An 18,555-nucleotide genomic window follows, 5' to 3' on the forward strand; every position below is an offset into this window, starting at 1 on the left:
AAGGCGGGGCAGGAGGTGTGGGCGGCGTTAATTGGGACCTCGCGCAGGAAAGTGCCGTCGGGGGCGTAGCACGCGATGCGCCAGCCGTTCCACTGGGCGTTCCAGATGTTGCCGTCTGCGTCGATGACCGCACCGTCTGCGCCGAAGGGTTTTCCTGAGAGGTCGAGCCAAACCTCGGGGTTTCCGACGGGCCAGCCTTCTGCGTCAAGTTGGACGCGTTTCATCAGGCCATCGATGGTATCGCAAAAGTAGGCTTGGGTTTTGTCCGGGGTGAAGCAGATCGCGTTCGGGATGGTGATGCCGTCGAACAGCGGGGTGAGTGCGCCTTTGTAATAGCGGTAGATCGTACCGCTGGGCGTGCGTTCGTGTTTCGACATTGTGCCGATCCAGAAGCCCCCGAAGGGATCAGCGCGGCCATCGTTGGAGCGACTATCCGGATCGTCTGCTTCGAGCGCGACGACGTCTTCCTGCGCGCCGGTTTCGACGTTGAAGCGCAAGAGGCGGGTTTCTGAGGCGGCCAAAAGGTGGGTGTCGTCGACCCAGCCTGCCGCGGAGACGTTTTCGTCAAAGCTCCAACTGCGGGTTTTGCCGTTCTCAAGTGTGTGGAGGCCCTGGCCGTGGATGTCGAACCAGTAGAGTTGCTGGCGGGTTGGGTGCCAGAGCGGGCCTTCGCCAAGTGAGCAGATGGTGTCGTCGTAGATATTCATGCGGTGATCTCATCCCAAGCGGCGACGATGTCTTTGGCTTTTGCGGCAATGTCGGCCACCTTGTCGCCGGGTTTGTAGAGGGAACTGCCGAGGCCGAAGCCGTTCGCGCCGGCTTTGAGCCAGTCGGCGAAGTTTTCCGGGCCAACGCCGCCGACCATGTAGACTTCGGTTTCGCTTGGAAGCACAGCGCGCAGGGCTTTGAGGCCGTCCTGGCCCATCTGGAAAGCCGGGAAGACCTTCAGGCCGTCAGAGCCCCATTTCAGGGCGTTGAAGCATTCGGTTGGGGTTAAGGCTCCGGGAAAGGACTGCATTCCCAGCACCTTGGTGGCTTTGATGACGGTGCGGTCGCAATTTGGAGAGACCACAAGTTTACCCCCTACCCGGTACACGTGGGCGACCTGTTCTGCCGTGAGGACTGTGCCTGCGCCAATCAGGGCCTCGGTGCCGTGCACCTCGACCATGCGACCGATACTTTCGAACGGATCGGGCGAGTTCAGGGGGATTTCGATGCGGTCGATACCCGCGTCGATCAGAGCGGCGGCGACGTCTGCTGCTTCTCGGCGCTCGATGCCGCGCAGGATGGCGATCAGGGGGCGGCTCATGAGGTGGGTTCCTTCGTGAGGATGCGGGCGGCGTTGAGGCCCGCGAGCGTGGATTGGGTGGCGTCCGCGATCTGGGAGAGTGCGGCTTGGGTTTCCAGCGCCGTGGCGTAGAGCGCGGAGAGGTTTGCATCGCCGATGAGGACGATGTTCTGGCCGAGCCAGTAGGGTTTGGCGCCGGCGAGTTCCGCCCCGATGAGGAGGCCGGACAGGCGTGCCTTGGCGGCACCAACGTCGGTGGCATTCAAAAGCTGGTCAGCGCGGATCGCGAAGAGCTTGGCGGCCATGGTTTCGGGGCGCGACAGGGTGTCGGTGACGGCTGTTATGAAGGCGGCATCGTTCCAGCCATTGGCGATGGAATGGCGCAGCACCGATTTTTTGGCAATGAGACCAAAAAGTTCTCCGGTCATGAAGGTGCGGAAGCTGATGACCTCACCTGCCGAGATGTGGGCCCATTTGGTGTGGGTGCCGGGAAGGCAGAGGACGCCGTCGAAATTAGGGTTTGCAGCGAGGAAGCCTGCGATCTGGGTTTCTTCGCCGCGCATGACGTCAGGGTTCTCGAGCTGTTTGAGGCCTGGGATGACGTGGACGTCAATACGGCTGTCGGTTGTTTCTGGGCGTGCGAAGCGGTTGGCCAGCGGTTTGGATGGTACTGCGGTGTAGGGGGCTTCGACCCAGCCTTGGCGCGCGCCGACCATGCCGCAGGCGAAGACCGGGGTTCTGGCGGTGCCGAGCCAGGGGTCGATGAGGGTGATCAGAGCGGACTCAAATTCGGATTTTTCGAGCAATCCCATGCCTTTGTCGGATGTGGCTTCAGCAATGGCGTCGCTGCCGCGCATGGCCCATGCGCGCAGGTTTGATGTGCCCCAGTCGACGGCTATCCAGTCTGCATATGTCGACGATCCTGACATTACCCGGTGACGACCACGCCGCCGTCAACGACCATGGCTTGTCCGGTCATTGCGCGCGAAGTTTTGGACGCGAGGAACAGCACGGGACCGACGATGTCTTCGGGTTTCAGGTGTTCTTTCAGGCACATACGTTCCATGTGAGCAGCGAGGCCTTCCGGGGTTGCCCATTTGTCCATCTGTTTGTCGGTCAGGACCCAGCCGGGTGCAAGGGCATTGACGCGGATATTGTCGGGGCCGAACTCGCGGGCGAGCGATCTGGTCATGCCGTTGATGCCGGAGTTGGCGGTTGTGTAGGCTGGGTAGCCCGCGTTGCCCATCATGTAACTGATTGAACTGAAATTGATAATCGAGCCGTGACCTGCCTTGCGCATGCCTTCGATGACGGCTTGGCAGGCGAAGAAGTAGGCTTTGAGGTTGATGGCCTGGGACCAGTCCCAGAAGTCTTCGTCCACCTCGAGTGTTGTGTGGCGCTGGTCATTTGCTGCGTTGTTCACAAGGGTTGTGACGGGGCCGTGGGCCTCGGTCGCTTCGGCAATACGTTGTTTCAAAGTTGGAATATCGGTGATGTCGCATTGCAGGAATAGCGGGCGATTGCCGGTGGCGGCTTCCATTTCGTCAACAAAGGCCGCGGCGTCAGAGCAGCCGACAAAGGCCACGCGCGCGCCTTGGCGCAGAAAGCCTTCGGTGAGATTTGCGCCGATGCCGGCACCACCTCCGGTGATGAAAACAGAGGCGTTTTTGAGGTCGGGAAAGAGGGCGTCAGTCATGGTGAAAGCCTTTGTGGTATTACGTCGGCGTACCGTCGGTAATAAGTCGGTGCATGCCTTCGCTGACGTAGGAGACAATAACGAGATTTTGGACCTCCGGTGGCGGTACTTTTGACAGGATGAGCGGGCCGGGTCACAGGCGTTCGCCTTCGACGACCCACATGGTTTCCGGGAAGGACCATGGGAGGGTGAGGCCCTGGCTCATAAGGTATTGGCCTGACAGCGTCATTGGGCCTTCTTTGAGGGCCGGTGCTCCGCGCGAAAGCGTCGAGACCGAGTTACGGTTGACCAGAGTGACGCGGTATTGCGCGTCCGGATCGAGGCGCGTCAGGCGCAAAGGGCGTGGCGCGATCTGGGCCGAGGTTGTCGCTTTGCCGGCGAACACGACGAAACGCGAGCCGTCGCGGGCGGCCTGTTGTTCGGCGATGACGGCTGGGTCCGCACTGTCGAGGCGTAGAATGTCGGCCCCGGTCATCCAGGCGCGGTTGTGTTTCCACCAGGAGGTGACTTCGGTCAGAACGGCGGCTTCGTCGTCGGTCAATTCGCGGGGGTCCATCTCGAAGCCCATGTGGCGCTGGGCGGCGACCCATGCGCGAAAGCGGATATCGAGCTGGCGGCCTGATGTGTGGCAGATGCGGGGGCCGACGTGGCTGCCGGTAATCGCGGCGGGAATGAAGAGGGCGGCGTTGTGCTGCATCTTCAGACGTTCCAGCGCGTCGTTGCTGTCGGAAAGCCAGACGCGTTGCGTCCGTTCGAGGATGCCGAAGTCGATGCGGGCTCCACCAGACGCGCAGCTTTCGATTTCCACTTGTGGGAATTCGGCGCGCAGGCGGTCGATAAGGGCGTAGGAGCCGCGGGTCTGTGCGGCGTCGGGCATCGGCAGGACGCGGTTGTGATCCCATTTGATGTAGTCGATCGGGTATTCGCGCAAGATCGCTGACATGCGTTCGTAGATGAAATCGCGCACGTCGGAGCGGCTCATGTCGAGGGCCATCTGCTGACGGCCGAGGATCTGGTCTTCGCTGCCTGCGGCCCAGTCCGGATGGGCGCGAAAGAGGTTCGAGTTCGGGTTGATCATCTCGGGTTCGAACCAGATGCCGAAAGACATATCGAGACTGTGGATGTGGTTGATAAGGGGGTGCAGGCCCTCGGGGTATTTCCTTGGGTCGACTTCCCAGTCGGACAGCGATTGCGTATCGTCGTCGCGGTTGCCGAACCAGCCGTCGTCGAGAACGAAGCGTTCGGCGCCAAGGTCGGCCGCACGGTCTGCGATGTCTTTCAGCACGTCGAGTTTATGGTCGAAGTAGACGGCTTCCCAGCAGTTGTAGTGGACCGGGCGCGCGCGCGTTGCGTCGGGCCATGTGACGATGCGGTCGCGGACCTGACGCTGATAGCTGACGGCGATGCCGTTCAGGCCGTCGGAGGAATAGACCGCGTAGAGCGGGGCTGATTTGAAGCGGGTCGAGGGCTCGGTTTCCATACGGGCGGCGTGGCCGAACTGGATCTGGCGGCGCCCGTCGGGGAGTTCCTCGGCGACCATGCGGTGACCCCCTGACCAGCCGTAGTGAAAGCCCCAGGCTTCACCTTGTGTGTTGGTCGCTCCGGGGCCGAGAACGATGAGGCCGGGGAAGTGTTCGTGGCCGGTGCGCCCGGTGCGGTTTTCGCGGTAGCGGATGCCGGGGGACCATGCGGTCTTGTTCAGTTGAAATTCGCCGCACCAGCGCCCGGAGACGTCGATCATCTCTTCGCTGTTTTGCGGCGCGGGCAGCACGGGGGCGGAAAGCCAGTGCAGGTGGACGGGCGTTTCGGCGTTGATCTCAGAGGTCAGGGTCAGGACGTGGGTGTCCGGATCAAGCGTTATTTCGGCGCGGTACGTCAGGCCGTTGGCATCATCGGCATAGGTAAGTGTGATGCTGTGTTCGGTCGTTTCCTGTGCCGCGTAGCAGAACTTTGGCAAGAGCGGCGTACCGTCATGGGCGCGCAGGATCAGGCCGGGCTGGCCGGGGAAGGTGCGCACGGCTTCGGGGCAGATCGAGAGATCTGGATTCTCGTCGAGCATGCCACCAGTGACATCGAGGCGATGGGCATCTGCGAGGGTTTCGAGGTTATCGGTCGCCGGCAGGGGCGCGCCCCAATAAATTACTTCCGGCAAACGCGTTCGACGAGCGGCCAGAACAAGTGTCTGCCGCCCGTCGTCCAATCTCCAGCATTGCATTACTTCACGGCACCAAGGGTTAGGCCTGCAATGAAGTGCTTTTGCATTAAGAAGAACATCAGCACTGGTGGCAGGGCAGCGACGATAGAGCCCGCGCTCATCAGATGGTAGGCGGCGCGGTATTGAGCGTTGAACGAGGTGATGCCTGCAGTGACAGGCTGGCTTTCGGGGCCTTGCGTCAGGACCACGGCCCAGAAGTAGTCGTTCCAGATGAAGGTGAAGATCAGCACGGCAAGAGCTGCAAGCGCCGGTTTCATCAGCGGCAGGACGACGTACCAGAAGATGCGCCATTCGGCGATGCCTTCGACGCGGGCCGCCTCGATCAGGGGGAAGGGCAGTTGGCGGATGAAATTGCGCATGAAGAGGGTGCAAAAGCCGGTCTGGAAGGCGATATGGAACAAGACGAGGCCGGTTTTGGTGTTGTAGAGGCCCATGTCGAGGGTGAGGTCACGGACCGGAACCATGAGGATCTGGAACGGCACGAAGTTGCCCGCGACGAACATAAAGAAGATCCAGATGTTCGAATTGAATTTGTAGATCCCAAGCGCGAAACCGGCCATGGCAGAGAGAGCGACGGCGCCGACCACGGTGGGGATGGTGATCAGGAACGAGTTCAGCATGTAGCGCGGCATGTCGGAGTTGAAGAACACCTGACCGTAGTTGGCGAAGCCTTCGAAGGAGGAAGGCATGCCCCAGTAGTTGCCTTGGGTGAAGTCGACGGCCGGTTTGATCGAAAAGACGGCGACGGCGATCAGGGGCAGGAGCCATAGGATCAGCGCAAGCGGCAGAAAGGTTTTGTAGGCGATCTGATTGGCGACCGGGCGTTTTTGGATTGGGGTGGGGAACATCCTAGCGCCCTTTCTCTTCGGACCACATCGACCACAGGAAGTAGGCGATGAAGACCAGCATGATGAGGAAGAGGACGACAGCGATTGCAGCGCCGTAGCCCATGCGGAAGCCGTATTCTGACAGCGCTTTTTCGAACATGTAGAACGAGAGCACGCGGGTTTGGCCGAAGGGGCCACCGTTGGTCATGATCGAAATGAGGTCGAACGAGCGCAGCGCGCCGATGATTGTCACGACGAAGGCGATGAAGGTCGCGGGTTTGAGTTGCGGCACGATAACGTACCAGAGCATTTTCCAGCCCTTTGCGCCGTCGAGACGTGCGGCCTCAACCTGCTCGGGGTCCACGGCGTTGAGGCCGGTGAGGTAGAGGATCATGCAGTAGGCGGTTTGCGGCCATAGGCCTGCGGCGATGATGCCGTAAGTGGCAAGGGTCGGATCGCCGAGAACGTTGATCGGATCGATGCCAACAAGACCGAGGACACTGTTCAGAAGGCCTTCGTTGGGTAGGTAGAACCATGAGAAGACCAGGCCGACGACCACTTGTGAGATCACGAAGGGGAAGAAGAACAAGGACTTATAAAGGCGGATGCCTGCGACTGTCTGGTTGAGGAACAGCGCGATGAAGAGGCCTGCGGGAATGGCGAGGAGGTAGAACACCAGCCATTTGAGGTTGTTCCAAAGTGAGACTTCGAAGGCGCCGTCGTCGGCGAGTTCAATGTAGTTGTCGAAGCCGACGAAGGTGGCTTCGCCCAGGCCGTCCCAGTCGTAAAAAGACAGGTTGATCGACTGAAAGATCGGGATGATCACATAAACCGCGAAGAAGAAGACCGCTGGGGCGAGGAACAGCCACGGCGTCACCGCGATCTCGTTTCGCTTGTACCAACCGCGACCACCGCGGTCGATTTCAGTGTCTGGAACGCTTGTCATGGGTGTTTCCCTTCGCTCGGGCGGCGCATGCGTGAACCCTTGCGTGTGGGGCTCGCGGATGAGTCGTTGAGTGGTCGGGGGGAAGGGCCGGGCGAAAGGATCGCCCGGCCAGTCGATTGATTACTTGTTGGTGCGCTCACGCACTTTTTCGAGGCGTGCAAGGATGTCGTCCAGATTGTCTGGGAACACCATGAACTCCTGGAAACCCTGCATGGCTTCTGCGGCCATTTCAGCTGGGAAGTCGCGGTCGAAGAACTGGGCAACGCCGCCCGGGCTGTTCGTTGAGAGCATCTCGAAGCCTTCGTTCAGGAACTTGTCGTCGTCGACCGAAGCGGACGCGTTGACAGGAAGCTGACCAAGGTTGGCACCATTGTTGATGGTCGTCTGAACATCTGCAGAGACAACGTAGCGCAGGAATTCACGTGCAGCTTCTTTGTTCTGAGCGTTGGACGGGATGTGGAACGTATCTGTTGGCGCATCTTCCGCCAAAGCAACGTCTGGGTTGATCGACGGGAACTGGTAGAAGTCCAGTTGATCATCAGTGAGACCCGCTTCGCGCAGCGGAGCCACGGCGAAGTTACCCATCAGGTAGCCAGCGCTGTCGCCGTTTACCATGAAGGGCAGGGCTTCCTGCCAGGAGTAGTTTTGATGGTTCTCGACAAAGGCACCCATGTCGATCAGCTCGCGCCAGTTGGCAAACGTCTGCTTAACACCGTCATCGGTCCAAGGCACGTTACCGGCAGCCATGTCCATGTGGTAGTCAAAGCCGTTGGTGCGTACGTTGAGGTAGTCAAACCAACCGCCAGCGGTCCAAAGGAATTTGGAACCAATGGTAAAGCAAGAGCGACCCGAGTCTACGATAGCCTGGCAGTTCGATTTGAACTCTGCCCAGTCTGTCGGCTCGGTCAGGCCAAGCTCTTCGTAGATGTCTTTGCGGTAGTAGACGCCCCACTGGTAGTACGTGTACGGCACGCCCCACTGCTTGTCGTCGATGGTCATCGCGCCTTTGGTCGAGGCGAGGTTGGTCGCGATCTCTGGCTCGGCCCAGAGGTCGGAGACATCCTCGAACAGACCCGCTTCGACGTATGGACGCATGCGGTTTGCTGCGTACCAAGTCGCGACATCAGGCGCGTCGGCCGTCAGAAAGTTGCGGATTTGTGTTTTGTATGCTTCGCGGTCGATCACCGTTGTCTCGATGTTGAGGTTCGGGTGAAGTTCGCCAAAGCCCGCGATCATCGTTTCCATTGTCGCACGAGGTGCGGGGTTCGATGTATCGAGGAAGATTTTCAGATCGCCTGACAAGCCGTGCCCATCTGCGATTGCCCCGCCTGCTGTGATTGCAGTAAGGCCTAGCGCCGCGACGGACGCTTTAAACATGGAACGCATTGGTGTCCTCCCTGAGAGCTCCATTATGATTTGAGTCTCATTATTTGAAACTCAGTTTTGCATATTGAAATCTTAACACGGAATCGGTAAGGCTTGTCAACAGCCGCAACAACAGACGCTGGATTACAGTGCGCGGCAAGGGAGGAATGGATGACTGGAAAGTCCAACGGCGACGGAACCGTAGGAAAGGCGCTTGAGGTGCTTGATCGCGTTGCTGCGATGGGTCGTCCTGTGCGTTTTACCGAGCTGCTGGAAGACAGTCCTTATCCGAAAGCCACGCTTTATCGTTTTGTTCAGACGCTGAAGAATCAGGGCATGCTGGCCTACGATCCTGAGCGTCAAACATATGCGATGGGCATTCGGCTTGTCCGCTTGGCACACGCGGCGTGGCAACAGTCGTCCTTGGCTCCGATCGCGCGCCCGCATCTGGATGCGTTGGCCGCCGATGTCGGCGAGACAGTGCATTTGGCGCAACTTGATAATGCTCAGGTGCTTTACGTCGACAAGCGCAACGCAACGCGCCCTCTCGAGATGTATTCCTCCGCCGGGAAGGTCGGGCCTGCCTATTGTACCGGTGTTGGCAAAGTGATGCTGTCCTATCTGGACGAGGCGATCTTGGGTCCGATCCTTGAGCAGCAGAGTTATCACCGTTTTACGAACCATACGTTGACCGATGCCAAGGCGCTTCGAGCCGAACTGCGGGCGATCCGCCAGAACGGCTATGGTTTTGACCGCGAGGAACACGAGCCGGGCATTATTTGCGTGGCTTTGCCGATCTTGACCGCAGGGGGCCGGGCGCTGGGCGCGCTTTCGGTGACGTCTTCTGTGGAACGACAATCACTGGCGGGTTTGGAAAAACTTGTCCCCCGTGTTCGGGAAGCCACCCAAGCCATCGCGAGTGTTTCGCGCGACTGGGGCTTTCCCGATCAACACACATCCAGCGAGAAAGTGGAGACCAACTGATGTCAGGAGTTACGCTCAACAAGGTTATTAAGCGGTATGGCGATGTTCAAGTTATCCACGGTGTGGACCTTGATATTCAGGACGGCGAGTTCTGCGTGTTTGTGGGACCGTCGGGCTGCGGTAAGTCGACCCTTTTGCGCATGGTCGCTGGACTTGAGGAAACGACAAGCGGCCAGATCAATATTGGTACGCGCGATGTGACGCGGCTTGATCCGTCCGAGCGTGGCGTAGCGATGGTCTTCCAGACTTACGCGCTTTATCCGCACATGACTGTGGGTCAGAACATGGGCTTCGGTCTGAAGATGAATGGCCATCCTGTCGCTGAGGTCAATGAGAAGGTCTCGGAAGCGAGCCGTATTTTGAAGCTTGATGCGTTTTTGGATCGCAAGCCAGCGGCTTTGTCGGGCGGTCAGCGTCAGCGGGTTGCCATTGGCCGCGCGATCGTCCGCGGACCGGAGGTGTTTCTTTTTGACGAGCCGTTGTCGAACCTGGACGCGGAGCTGCGCGTTGAGATGCGGGTCGAGATCGCACGTTTGCACAAAGAAATCGGCGCAACGATGATTTACGTCACACACGATCAGGTTGAGGCGATGACGCTTGCCGACAAGATTGTGGTGCTGCGGTTGGGCGAGATCGAGCAGGTCGGCGCGCCTTTGGATCTGTATCGAAATCCCGACAACAAGTTTGTGGCGGGCTTTATCGGCTCGCCTGCGATGAACTTCCTTAAAGGGACGGTTAAAGGCGGCGTTATTGAAGTACCGGCGTTGGGCATGACAGTCAGCCCCGATATTACATTGCCATCTGAGGGCACAGAAGTGACGGTTGGTTTGCGACCCGAGCACGCCGAGCTTGACCAATCGGGTGATGCGTTCACGGTGGAACTTACCGAAGCGCTTGGAGGCGTGAGCTTTGCCTACCTTACGGCGAAGACTGGCGAGAAGCTGATCATCGAAGAGCGCGGCGATACGCGCTCGAAGATCGGCGATACGGTTAGCCTTAACTTCGAGATGCGCCGTATTTATGCGTTCAATGCAGAGACCGAAGCGCGGATCAGATAGGACGGCGTGCCTCTGGCGGGAGTATTTCAGCCAAGAAGAAACGATGATTTAGCTTAAATTTTCGGCAGTCTTTAGGTCTGGAATATCCCGCGGTGAGCGCGTTTCGCGCGAGGGGCAGAGCCCCTCTGGTGTCGGCACGTTTTCTTTGGCAGAAGGCGGCCATGACTGTGGACGTAATCATCGAAGATGACCGCTGGGTCGTGCTGGGGCTTGGGCCCCTGGCCGATCGTGCCGTGGTGGCGACGTTCACCCATCTTGGAATGGATGCTGACGCCTGGGAAGTTGCTTTATTGGCGGCCGGGGATGAACGCATTTCTGCTCTGAATGAAGGATTTCGCGGTAAGGCGCAGGCGACGAATGTTTTGTCCTGGCCGTCGCAAGAGCGAGGCGCTTTGCAAGAGGGCGCACGCCCGCTTTTGCCAGACGGGGACAGCGAGTTGGGGGATCTGGCTTTGGCTTATGAAACCTGCATCGGCGAAGCTGCTGCGGGCGGAATTTCGCCCGAGGCGCATGTGACGCATTTGATCGTTCACGGCACGCTGCATCTTTTGGGCTACGATCACGTCCGCGATGGCGACGGTGACTTGATGGAAACGACTGAAATAGCGATACTTGGCAAACTTGGAATAGCGACCCCATATGAGGGGGATGGTTCCGGGAGTGATGGAAAGGATTAATGGGCGACAACGACGACGTGTCCTCTAATGCGGCGCAAAGCGCGCATGAGGGAGAGGACGATGAGAGTTCGAGGGGCTTTTTCGGCCGCATCATCGATGCGCTGAGCGGTTCCGATGAGGCGACTGATGAAAATGGTCAGCCCCGACGGATGGCGGCAAGCGGGTCGTTTAGCGGTGGGCTTGCTAACCTGACGCGGCTTCGGGTTGAAGATGTGATGATCCCGAAGGTCGAGATCATTTCTGTTCCCACAGATATTAAGAAGGAAGACCTGGTTGAGGTCTTTGCCGACAGCGGATTGACGCGTTTGCCGGTCTATAAGGGCACGCCTGATACGCCAGTTGGCATGGTTCACCTGAAGGATTTCGCGCTGAAGCATGGCTTTAACGGCAAGGGCGAGCGGTTTGCTTTGTCCAAGATGTTGCGCCCTTTGCTGTATGCGCCGCCGTCGATGCCGATCGGCGTTCTTTTGCAGAAGATGCAGACGGACCGGATGCATATGGCTTTGGTGATTGATGAATACGGTGGCGTCGATGGTCTGGTGACGATCGAGGATTTGATCGAGCAGGTCATTGGCGAAATCGAAGATGAGCACGACATTGCCGAGGGGCATTTCTGGACCGAGGAGTCTCCAGGGTGTTATCTTGCTCAGTCGCGCACGCCGATCGAAGATTTCGAGGCACATATTGGCGAAAAGCTGGTTGAGCCGGAGATGGAAGAAGAGATCGATACGCTTGGAGGTTTGGTCTTCATGCTGGCGGGGCGCGTGCCTGCACGCGGCGAAGTCGTAAAGCACCCTGCGGGGATTGATTTTGAAGTTGTCGATGCTGATCCCCGCCGTATCAAGCGGCTGCGGGTTCGGTCTCAGACGGCGAAAGCGGCTGAATAGGGCGTGAAAACACGCCGCCTGTCGGGCCTTTCTGCGGTGGCTGGAGGTGCGGCGGCGCTGGGACATGCGCCGTTCGGGCTTTGGCCCGTGGCTTTGGTGGGTTTCGCCGTTCTTGCCTACGCAGTTGCTGAGGCCACGTCGCGCCGGCAAGCGGCTTTTGTCGCTTGGGCAGGGGGGACTGCATATTTTGCCGTTACGCTGTCTTGGATTGTCGAGCCGTTCCTAGTCGATGTGGCGCGGCATGGATGGATGGCGCCGTTTGCCCTGATTTTTCTGGCTGGTGGTTTGGCTTTGTTTTGGGCTTTGGCGGGGTGGATCGGGGTTGGACGCGTCGTGCTTTGGGCCGTAGCATTGGCCGGGGCTGAGATGCTGCGGGGCCATGTGTTTACAGGTTTTCCCTGGGCTTTGCCGGCGTATATCTGGGCGGATACGCCGGTGCGGATGATGGCCTCGGTGATTGGACCATATGGGCTAACGGCGGTGACGCTGTTTATCGCGGCTTTGCCGGTGATGGTGCGCGAAAAGGGCGTGCGGTCAAACGGGCGGCCCCGACAAGGGCTGGGGATATTTGCGATTCTTGTGACTGTCGCGGGTCTTTTCGCCTTCGGTAATCGTCTTGCAGACGCAGGAACCGAGAGTGACGGACTTGGCATCGTAAGACTGGTTCAGCCGAATGCGCCGCAAGATGAAAAGTGGGACCCGGATCGCGCGCATATCTTTGTAGAGCGCATGATCGGTTTTACGGGTGCGCCGAAGGACGGCGTTGATTTGGTGGTCTGGCCTGAGACGGCATTGCCGTATCGGTTGGATCGCTCGGCCCCTATTCTGGCGCAGATTGCGGCTGCGGGCGGCGGCGTGCCGGTGGTGTCCGGAATCAACCGAAGTGATAGTGGTCGCAATCACAATGCGTTGATCGTAATCGGGTCCAACGGGCAGGCGAGTGAGATTTACGACAAGGTGCATCTAGTGCCGTTTGGCGAGTATATTCCGTTCGGGCAGGTGGCTGGGGCTTTGGGTTTGCGGTCTTTTGCAGCGCGCGATGGGTATGGGTTTTCGCCGGGCGACAAGGTTCGGCTCATCGACACGCCGCTTGGGCGCGCGTTGCCTTTAATTTGCTACGAGGCGATTTTTCCGGGCCATGGCCGCGGGCTTGATCGGCCAGATTATCTTTTGCAAATCACCAACGATGCTTGGTTCGGGACGTTTTCAGGCCCGTTTCAGCACCTTGATCAGGCGCGCTTTCGCGCGGTCGAACAGGGGGTGCCGTTTCTCCGTGCGGCGAACACTGGCGTATCTGCGGTGATTGATGCGCGCGGCGAGGTCGTGGCTGCGTTGGTCTTGGGCAAGGCGGGCTTTCTTGATGTTGCGTTGCCGGGCAAGCGGGAACCGACGATTTATGGTCAGATAGGCGACATTCCCATCGCCATTCTACTTTTGGTAACGCTGACCGTGCTTAATGTCGCGCTACGTCGCAACACTCTTGCAAAGGGATCGTGAACGCCTTAACGCGGTCCTTCTGTCACAACGGCTTCCTGACGTGACGGTTTATTTTGACAACGGAGCACTATCCCATGAACCGGCAAAACTACATTTTTACCTCCGAGAGCGTCTCGGAAGGGCATCCTGATAAACTGTGTGATCGTATCTCGGATGCGGTGCTTGACGCGTTTTTGACCGAGGAACCCGAAGCACGGGTTGCGGCCGAAACTTTTGCAACCACAAACCAGGTGGTCATCGGTGGCGAAGTTGGCCTGAGCGATGCCGGACGGCTTGATGACTACATGGGCCGGATCGAGGGGATTGCGCGCGAGTGCATCCGCGATATCGGGTATGAGCAGGACAAATTTCACCACGCTACGTGCAAGATTACCAATCTGCTGCACAAGCAGTCGGCGCATATCGCAATGGGTGTGGATGCCAGTGGCAACAAGGACGAGGGCGCGGGCGATCAGGGGATCATGTTCGGTTATGCGGTGGACGAGACGCCCGAGTTGATGCCGGCACCGATCCATTATGCCCATGCAATTTTGAAGCGGTTGGCAGATGTGCGTAAATCCGGGCAGGAGCCAACGCTTCGCCCGGATGCCAAAAGCCAGATTTCTCTGCGATATGAGAATGGTAAGCCGGTTGAGGTCACATCGATTGTTTTGTCGACGCAGCACGCCGATGAGAGCCAATCAAGCGCTGATATCCGCGCTATTGTAGAGCCCTATATTCGCGAAGTTCTGCCAGATGGATGGCTGACGGATGGCACCGAATGGTGGGTGAACCCGACGGGAACTTTCGTGATAGGCGGTCCCGACGGGGATGCTGGTCTGACCGGGCGTAAGATTATTGTGGATACCTATGGGGGCGCTGCTCCGCACGGCGGCGGCGCGTTTTCGGGGAAGGACCCGACGAAAGTTGACCGCTCAGCGGCCTATGCGGCGCGGTATCTGGCCAAGAACGTTGTGGCGGCGGGCATGGCTGAGAAGTGTCTTATTCAGCTGTCATATGCGATTGGGGTGTCTAAGCCGCTATCTGTTTACGCTGATACGTTCGGCACAGGTGAGGTTCCGCCTGAGATGATTGAAAAGGCTGTGAAGGCAACGATGGATTTAAGCCCGCGCGGCATTCGCGAGCATCTTGAGCTGAATAAGCCGATTTATCAACGTACGGCGGCATACGGACACTTTGGTCGTGCGCCTGAGGCGGATGGCGGTTTCTCGTGGGAGAAGACCGATTTGGTTGAGGCGTTGACCCGCGCGGTCTGACTTTTATCGACAATTAGGGAGTGGGGGATGCCGTCCCCCCTCGCGTTAGGCCCTCTGCTGGGATATTTTATCCATAAAGTATCCATAAAGAAGGAGCGCGGCATTGCAGTTTTCAGTGGCGATTGATGGGCCTGCGGCAGCGGGCAAGGGGACGATCAGCAAGGCTTTGGCCGCGCGGTTTGGCTTTGCGCATCTGGACACCGGGTTGTTGTATCGCGCCAGCGCGCGGAAGGTTTTGGAAACTGGGTGGTCACCGCAAGTGGCGGCTGAGGCTGTCACTGCCGATGATTTAGCGCGCGACGGGCTGCGCACTCAGGCGGTAGCCGAGCTTGCCAGTCAGGTAGCGACCATCCCGGAGGTGCGGGCCGCACTGGTTGCGTTTCAACGCAGCTTTGCGCGCCGCGATGGTGGGGCGGTTCTGGACGGACGCGACATTGGGACAGTGATCTGTCCCACGGCACAGGTGAAATTATACGTGACGGCCAGTGCGGATGTGCGGGCGCGGCGGCGGTATGATGAATTGCGCGAAAGCGGTCAGGCGGCTGATTTTGATGGCGTGTTGGACGAAGTTTTGAAACGAGATGCCCGTGATATGGGTCGGGCGGATGCGCCGATGCGCGCGGCGGAAGATGCGGTTGTGATTGATACGACAGACATGGATATTGAGGCGGCCTTGGCGGCTGCTGTGTCTGTGGTTGAGGAAAAACTGGAAGGAACAGCGACTTGAAGACAACGACACTTGGCCGGGGCGGGCCGAAAATTACGCAGTTTGGTTTGGGGGCGATGTCGTTTGCGGGTGCTTATGGCGGTACCACGCAAGAGAAGTCGAACGCGGTGCTGGACGCGGCGTTTGACGCAGGTGTCACGCATCTTGATACGGCGAATATTTATGGTGAAGGCCGATCCGAAGAGATCATCGGGGCATGGCTGAAAGATCGGCCGGGCATGCGCGACAACTGGGTAATTGCGACGAAGGCAGGTATTGTGGGCGCGCCCGAGCGGCGGTTCAACAATGAGGGCGATTATCTGGAGGCGGAGCTGGACGGCTCGCTTGCGCGGCTTGGGATTGATCACGTTGATCTGTTTTATGTGCATCGTCGCGAAGCCAAGATCCCGATTGAGGACGTTGCGGGATCGCTTGGGCGTTTGGTTAAGAAGGGGAAGATCAAGGCCATTGGCTTTTCCGAGATTGCGCCAACGTCTTTGCGGGCGGCGCACGGGGAACACCCTGTTGCGGCTGTGCAGTCGGAGTATTCCTTGGCAACGCGCGCCTGCGAATTGGGGTTGGTGCAAACCTGCGCGGAATTGGGTGTAACCTTGGTGGCTTTTTCGCCGGTGGGTCGCTCCTTTTTGACGGATGCGCCCTTTACGCGGGGGGCCCTTGATGAAATTCCGTTTTTGAACGGGAATCCGCGGTTTCAGGAGCCGAATTATTCAGCGAACCTTGAAGCGGTGAAGCCGTTTCTCGCTTTGGCGCGCAAAATGGGAGAGCCTGCGGCGGCTTTGGCGGTGGCTTGGACACGCGCGAAGGGCGACCATGTTGTGCCAATTCCCGGAACGAAGTCGGTGCCGCACCTGGCGGAATTGATCCGGGGCGCAGAGTTGGAGCTGTCTGAGGACGATGTGGCCGCAATTGAGGCGGCGTTGCCTTTGGGCTGGGCCCATGGCGACCGCTACAACGAGTATCAGTGGTTCGGCCCTGAAAAATACGGCTGAGCGAGCGCGCTAGCCGCCGACGTATGTACCTGGGGGACGGTAGAAGACTTTTTGGTTGTGAAGTCGTCCAAGCAGTTCGGACACCTCGCGTGTGTCGATATCGGCTTCGCGTTTTGCTTTGCGCAGCGCGGTTTCGATCAAGTCAACGTCGTCAGGGGGTAAGGTCGAAGGATTTGTTATATTTGGGCATTTTATTCTCTTTGCGTCGGTTTATCTGCTGACCTACCCTTAAAATAGGCCGGTTTTGCGGAAGTACAAGAATTTATCGCAACGAATTCAATGTGTTCCATGGTATACTGATGTCGATTCGAGCCTTCTGCGATCAACCCGAGCGCTTGTCGGCAGATGATGCCGCGGCAGTTTTGGGTATATGGTGGCGTGGGATTGGCAAATGGGGCGGGTAGGTCTTGCTTATTTGGCTGATCGGCCCTATGAAACGCGCGTCAAACCGGCGGTTACAGCTAGTGGACGCAGAGACTTGAGCAGGGTCGGTTCGTGCCGACCCTTGTTGTTTGTGTTCATGGGTGATCGTCAAAGACCAACCCAAAGACCGGCGGAGACAACCGCGCGGCCAGTTAAAAAACGTAGATAGGAAACGATAAACGAATGTGCGCTAAAGCAACTATGGAGGACTTCGAAGCCCTCCTGAATGAAAGCTTCGAAATGGACACGCCGAGCGAAGGCTCGGTTGTCAAAGGAAAAGTCATCGCCATTGAGGCGGGACAGGCCATCATCGACGTCGGCTACAAAATGGAAGGCCGCGTTGATATCAAAGAATTCGCCAATCCAGGCGAAGCCCCTGAAATAGCTGTTGGTGACGTGGTTGAGGTGTTCCTCGACCGTGTCGAAAACGCGCATGGCGAAGCGTCGATCAGTCGCGACAAAGCCCGCCGTGAAGCAGCCTGGGACAAGCTGGAAAAGGCATATGCCGACGAGGCCAAAGTCGAAGGCGCGATCTTCGGTCGGGTCAAAGGCGGTTTCACTGTCGATCTTGGCGGCGCGGTTGCGTTCCTTCCGGGTTCTCAAGTGGACGTTCGTCCGGTTCGCGATGCTGGCCCATTGATGGGTCTGAAGCAGCCGTTCCAAATCTTGAAAATGGACCGCCGTCGCGGCAACATCGTTGTTTCGCGTCGTGCTATTCTTGAAGAGAGCCGTGCAGAACAGCGCGCGGAAGTCATCGCGAATATCACCGAAGGCGACGCCGTTGACGGTGTGGTCAAGAACATCACCGAATATGGTGCGTTCGTTGATCTCGGCGGTGTTGACGGTCTGTTGCACGTGACTGATATGGCATGGCGTCGTGTGAACCACCCTTCCGAGATCGTACAGATCGGTGAGACGGTTAAGGTTCAGATCATCAAGATCAACAAAGAGACCCACCGTATCAGCCTTGGCATGAAGCAACTGCAGGACGATCCTTGGGATGCTGTTGAAGCGAAGTACTCGCTTGGTACGACACATCAGGGCCGCGTGACGAACATCACCGATTACGGCGCATTCGTTGAGCTGGAAGCCGGTGTTGAAGGTCTGGTCCACGTTTCAGAAATGTCCTGGACGAAGAAGAACGTTCATCCGGGCAAAATTGTTTCGACCTCTCAGGAAGTCGAAGTGATGGTTCTGGAAATCGACAGTGCGAAACGTCGTGTTTCGCTTGGTTTGAAGCAGACAATGCGCAACCCATGGGAAGTATTCGCGGAAGCCAACCCTGTTGGTCAGAACGTCGAAGGCGAAGTGAAGAACATCACGGAGTTCGGTTTGTTCATCGGCCTTGAGAACGATATCGACGGCATGGTTCACCTTTCGGACCTCAGCTGGGATCAGCGCGGCGAAGATGCGATCCAGGACTTCCGCAAGGGCGACACGGTGAAGGCCGTTGTTACCGAAGTGGACGTCGAGAAAGAGCGTATCTCTCTGAGCGTCAAGGCGCTTGATGACAGCTTCACCGAAGTTGTTGACGGCGTGAAGCGCGGTTCGATCATCACGGTTGTTGTGACGTCAATCGAAGATGGTGGCGTCGAGGTTGAATACGAAGGCATGAAGTCATTCATCCGTCGCTCCGACCTTAGCCGTGACCGTGCAGAGCAGCGCCCTGACCGGTTTGCAGTTGGCAACAAGGTTGACGTGCGCGTCACGAATGTTGACG

The 18,555-nt window shown here is 58.3% G+C and carries 17 protein-coding genes and 1 riboswitch; of the genes, 9 read left to right on the forward strand and 8 right to left on the reverse strand.

The genetic code is table 11. The features are described 5' to 3' along the window. The 8 genes from Q1B15_RS14280 to Q1B15_RS14315 all read right to left on the reverse strand — a co-directional run. Positions 1–707, reverse strand: a 707-nt coding sequence (locus Q1B15_RS14280; protein WP_299754684.1) for an SMP-30/gluconolactonase/LRE family protein, incomplete at its 3' end; no start/stop codon positions are given. Next, positions 704–1,309, reverse strand: coding sequence for a 2-dehydro-3-deoxy-6-phosphogalactonate aldolase (locus Q1B15_RS14285; RefSeq protein WP_299754687.1), 606 nt, complete (start codon positions 1,307–1,309; stop codon positions 704–706). The genes Q1B15_RS14285 and Q1B15_RS14280, both read right to left, overlap by 4 nt. Further along, on the reverse strand, positions 1,306–2,217 hold the full coding sequence (locus Q1B15_RS14290; protein ID WP_299754690.1) for a 2-dehydro-3-deoxygalactonokinase: 912 nt from the start codon (positions 2,215–2,217) through the stop codon (positions 1,306–1,308). Before Q1B15_RS14290 ends, Q1B15_RS14285 begins: the two co-directional genes overlap by 4 nt. Beyond that, positions 2,217–2,984 (reverse strand): SDR family oxidoreductase, encoded by a 768-nt coding sequence (locus Q1B15_RS14295; RefSeq protein ID WP_299754692.1) that lies wholly within the window; start codon positions 2,982–2,984, stop codon positions 2,217–2,219. Before Q1B15_RS14295 ends, Q1B15_RS14290 begins: the two co-directional genes overlap by 1 nt. 133 nt (positions 2,985–3,117) lie before the next feature. Beyond that, entirely contained in the window at positions 3,118–5,199 is a 2,082-nt protein-coding gene (locus tag Q1B15_RS14300) for an alpha-galactosidase (protein ID WP_299754694.1), read from the reverse strand. Then, positions 5,199–6,047 carry a carbohydrate ABC transporter permease gene (locus tag Q1B15_RS14305; protein ID WP_299754696.1) on the reverse strand — a complete coding sequence of 283 codons (849 nt, stop codon included), beginning with the start codon at positions 6,045–6,047 and terminating at the stop codon, positions 5,199–5,201. The genes Q1B15_RS14300 and Q1B15_RS14305 overlap by 1 nt, the downstream gene beginning before the upstream one ends. Position 6,048: 1 nt before the next feature. Then, entirely contained in the window at positions 6,049–6,972 is a 924-nt protein-coding gene (locus tag Q1B15_RS14310) for a sugar ABC transporter permease (protein WP_299754698.1), read from the reverse strand. 120 nt (positions 6,973–7,092) lie between these two features. Then, complete coding sequence (locus tag Q1B15_RS14315) at positions 7,093–8,358, reverse strand: ABC transporter substrate-binding protein (protein WP_299754700.1); 1,266 nt, start codon at positions 8,356–8,358, stop codon at positions 7,093–7,095. 150 nt (positions 8,359–8,508) lie between these two features. Between Q1B15_RS14315 and Q1B15_RS14320 the strand changes: the two genes are divergently transcribed. The 9 genes from Q1B15_RS14320 to rpsA form a co-directional block, all read left to right on the forward strand. Further along, entirely contained in the window at positions 8,509–9,321 is an 813-nt protein-coding gene (locus tag Q1B15_RS14320) for an IclR family transcriptional regulator (protein ID WP_299754702.1), read from the forward strand. Then, positions 9,321–10,379 carry a sn-glycerol-3-phosphate ABC transporter ATP-binding protein UgpC gene (ugpC, locus tag Q1B15_RS14325; protein WP_299754705.1) on the forward strand — a complete coding sequence of 353 codons (1,059 nt, stop codon included), beginning with the start codon at positions 9,321–9,323 and terminating at the stop codon, positions 10,377–10,379. Before Q1B15_RS14320 ends, ugpC begins: the two co-directional genes overlap by 1 nt. 161 nt (positions 10,380–10,540) lie before the next feature. Next, on the forward strand, positions 10,541–11,056 hold the full coding sequence (ybeY, locus tag Q1B15_RS14330) for an rRNA maturation RNase YbeY (RefSeq protein ID WP_299754707.1): 516 nt from the start codon (positions 10,541–10,543) through the stop codon (positions 11,054–11,056). Then, positions 11,056–11,943 carry a hemolysin family protein gene (locus tag Q1B15_RS14335; protein WP_299754709.1) on the forward strand — a complete coding sequence of 296 codons (888 nt, stop codon included), beginning with the start codon at positions 11,056–11,058 and terminating at the stop codon, positions 11,941–11,943. The genes ybeY and Q1B15_RS14335 overlap by 1 nt, the downstream gene beginning before the upstream one ends. Positions 11,944–11,946: 3 nt before the next feature. Then, the gene (gene lnt, locus Q1B15_RS14340) at positions 11,947–13,440 is read left to right on the forward strand and encodes an apolipoprotein N-acyltransferase (RefSeq protein WP_299754711.1); all 1,494 of its coding nucleotides are present in this window, start codon (positions 11,947–11,949) and stop codon (positions 13,438–13,440) included. A gap of 16 nt (positions 13,441–13,456) precedes the next feature. Beyond that, positions 13,457–13,507, forward strand: a riboswitch (SAM-SAH riboswitch). Positions 13,508–13,514: 7 nt separating this feature from the next. Next, positions 13,515–14,696 carry a methionine adenosyltransferase gene (metK, locus tag Q1B15_RS14345; protein WP_299754715.1) on the forward strand — a complete coding sequence of 394 codons (1,182 nt, stop codon included), beginning with the start codon at positions 13,515–13,517 and terminating at the stop codon, positions 14,694–14,696. Between the two features lie 103 nt (positions 14,697–14,799). Then, entirely contained in the window at positions 14,800–15,423 is a 624-nt protein-coding gene (locus Q1B15_RS14350) for a d(CMP) kinase (RefSeq protein ID WP_299754718.1), read from the forward strand. Next, positions 15,420–16,412 (forward strand): aldo/keto reductase, encoded by a 993-nt coding sequence (locus Q1B15_RS14355; protein WP_299754720.1) that lies wholly within the window; start codon positions 15,420–15,422, stop codon positions 16,410–16,412. The genes Q1B15_RS14350 and Q1B15_RS14355 overlap by 4 nt, the downstream gene beginning before the upstream one ends. A gap of 606 nt (positions 16,413–17,018) precedes the next feature. Then, on the forward strand, positions 17,019–18,555 hold a 1,537-nt coding region (rpsA, locus tag Q1B15_RS14365; RefSeq protein WP_299754722.1), incomplete at its 3' end, for a 30S ribosomal protein S1.

The sequence above is a fragment of the uncultured Boseongicola sp. genome, from assembly GCF_937988555.1.
Taxonomy (GTDB): Bacteria; Pseudomonadota; Alphaproteobacteria; order Rhodobacterales; family Rhodobacteraceae; genus Boseongicola.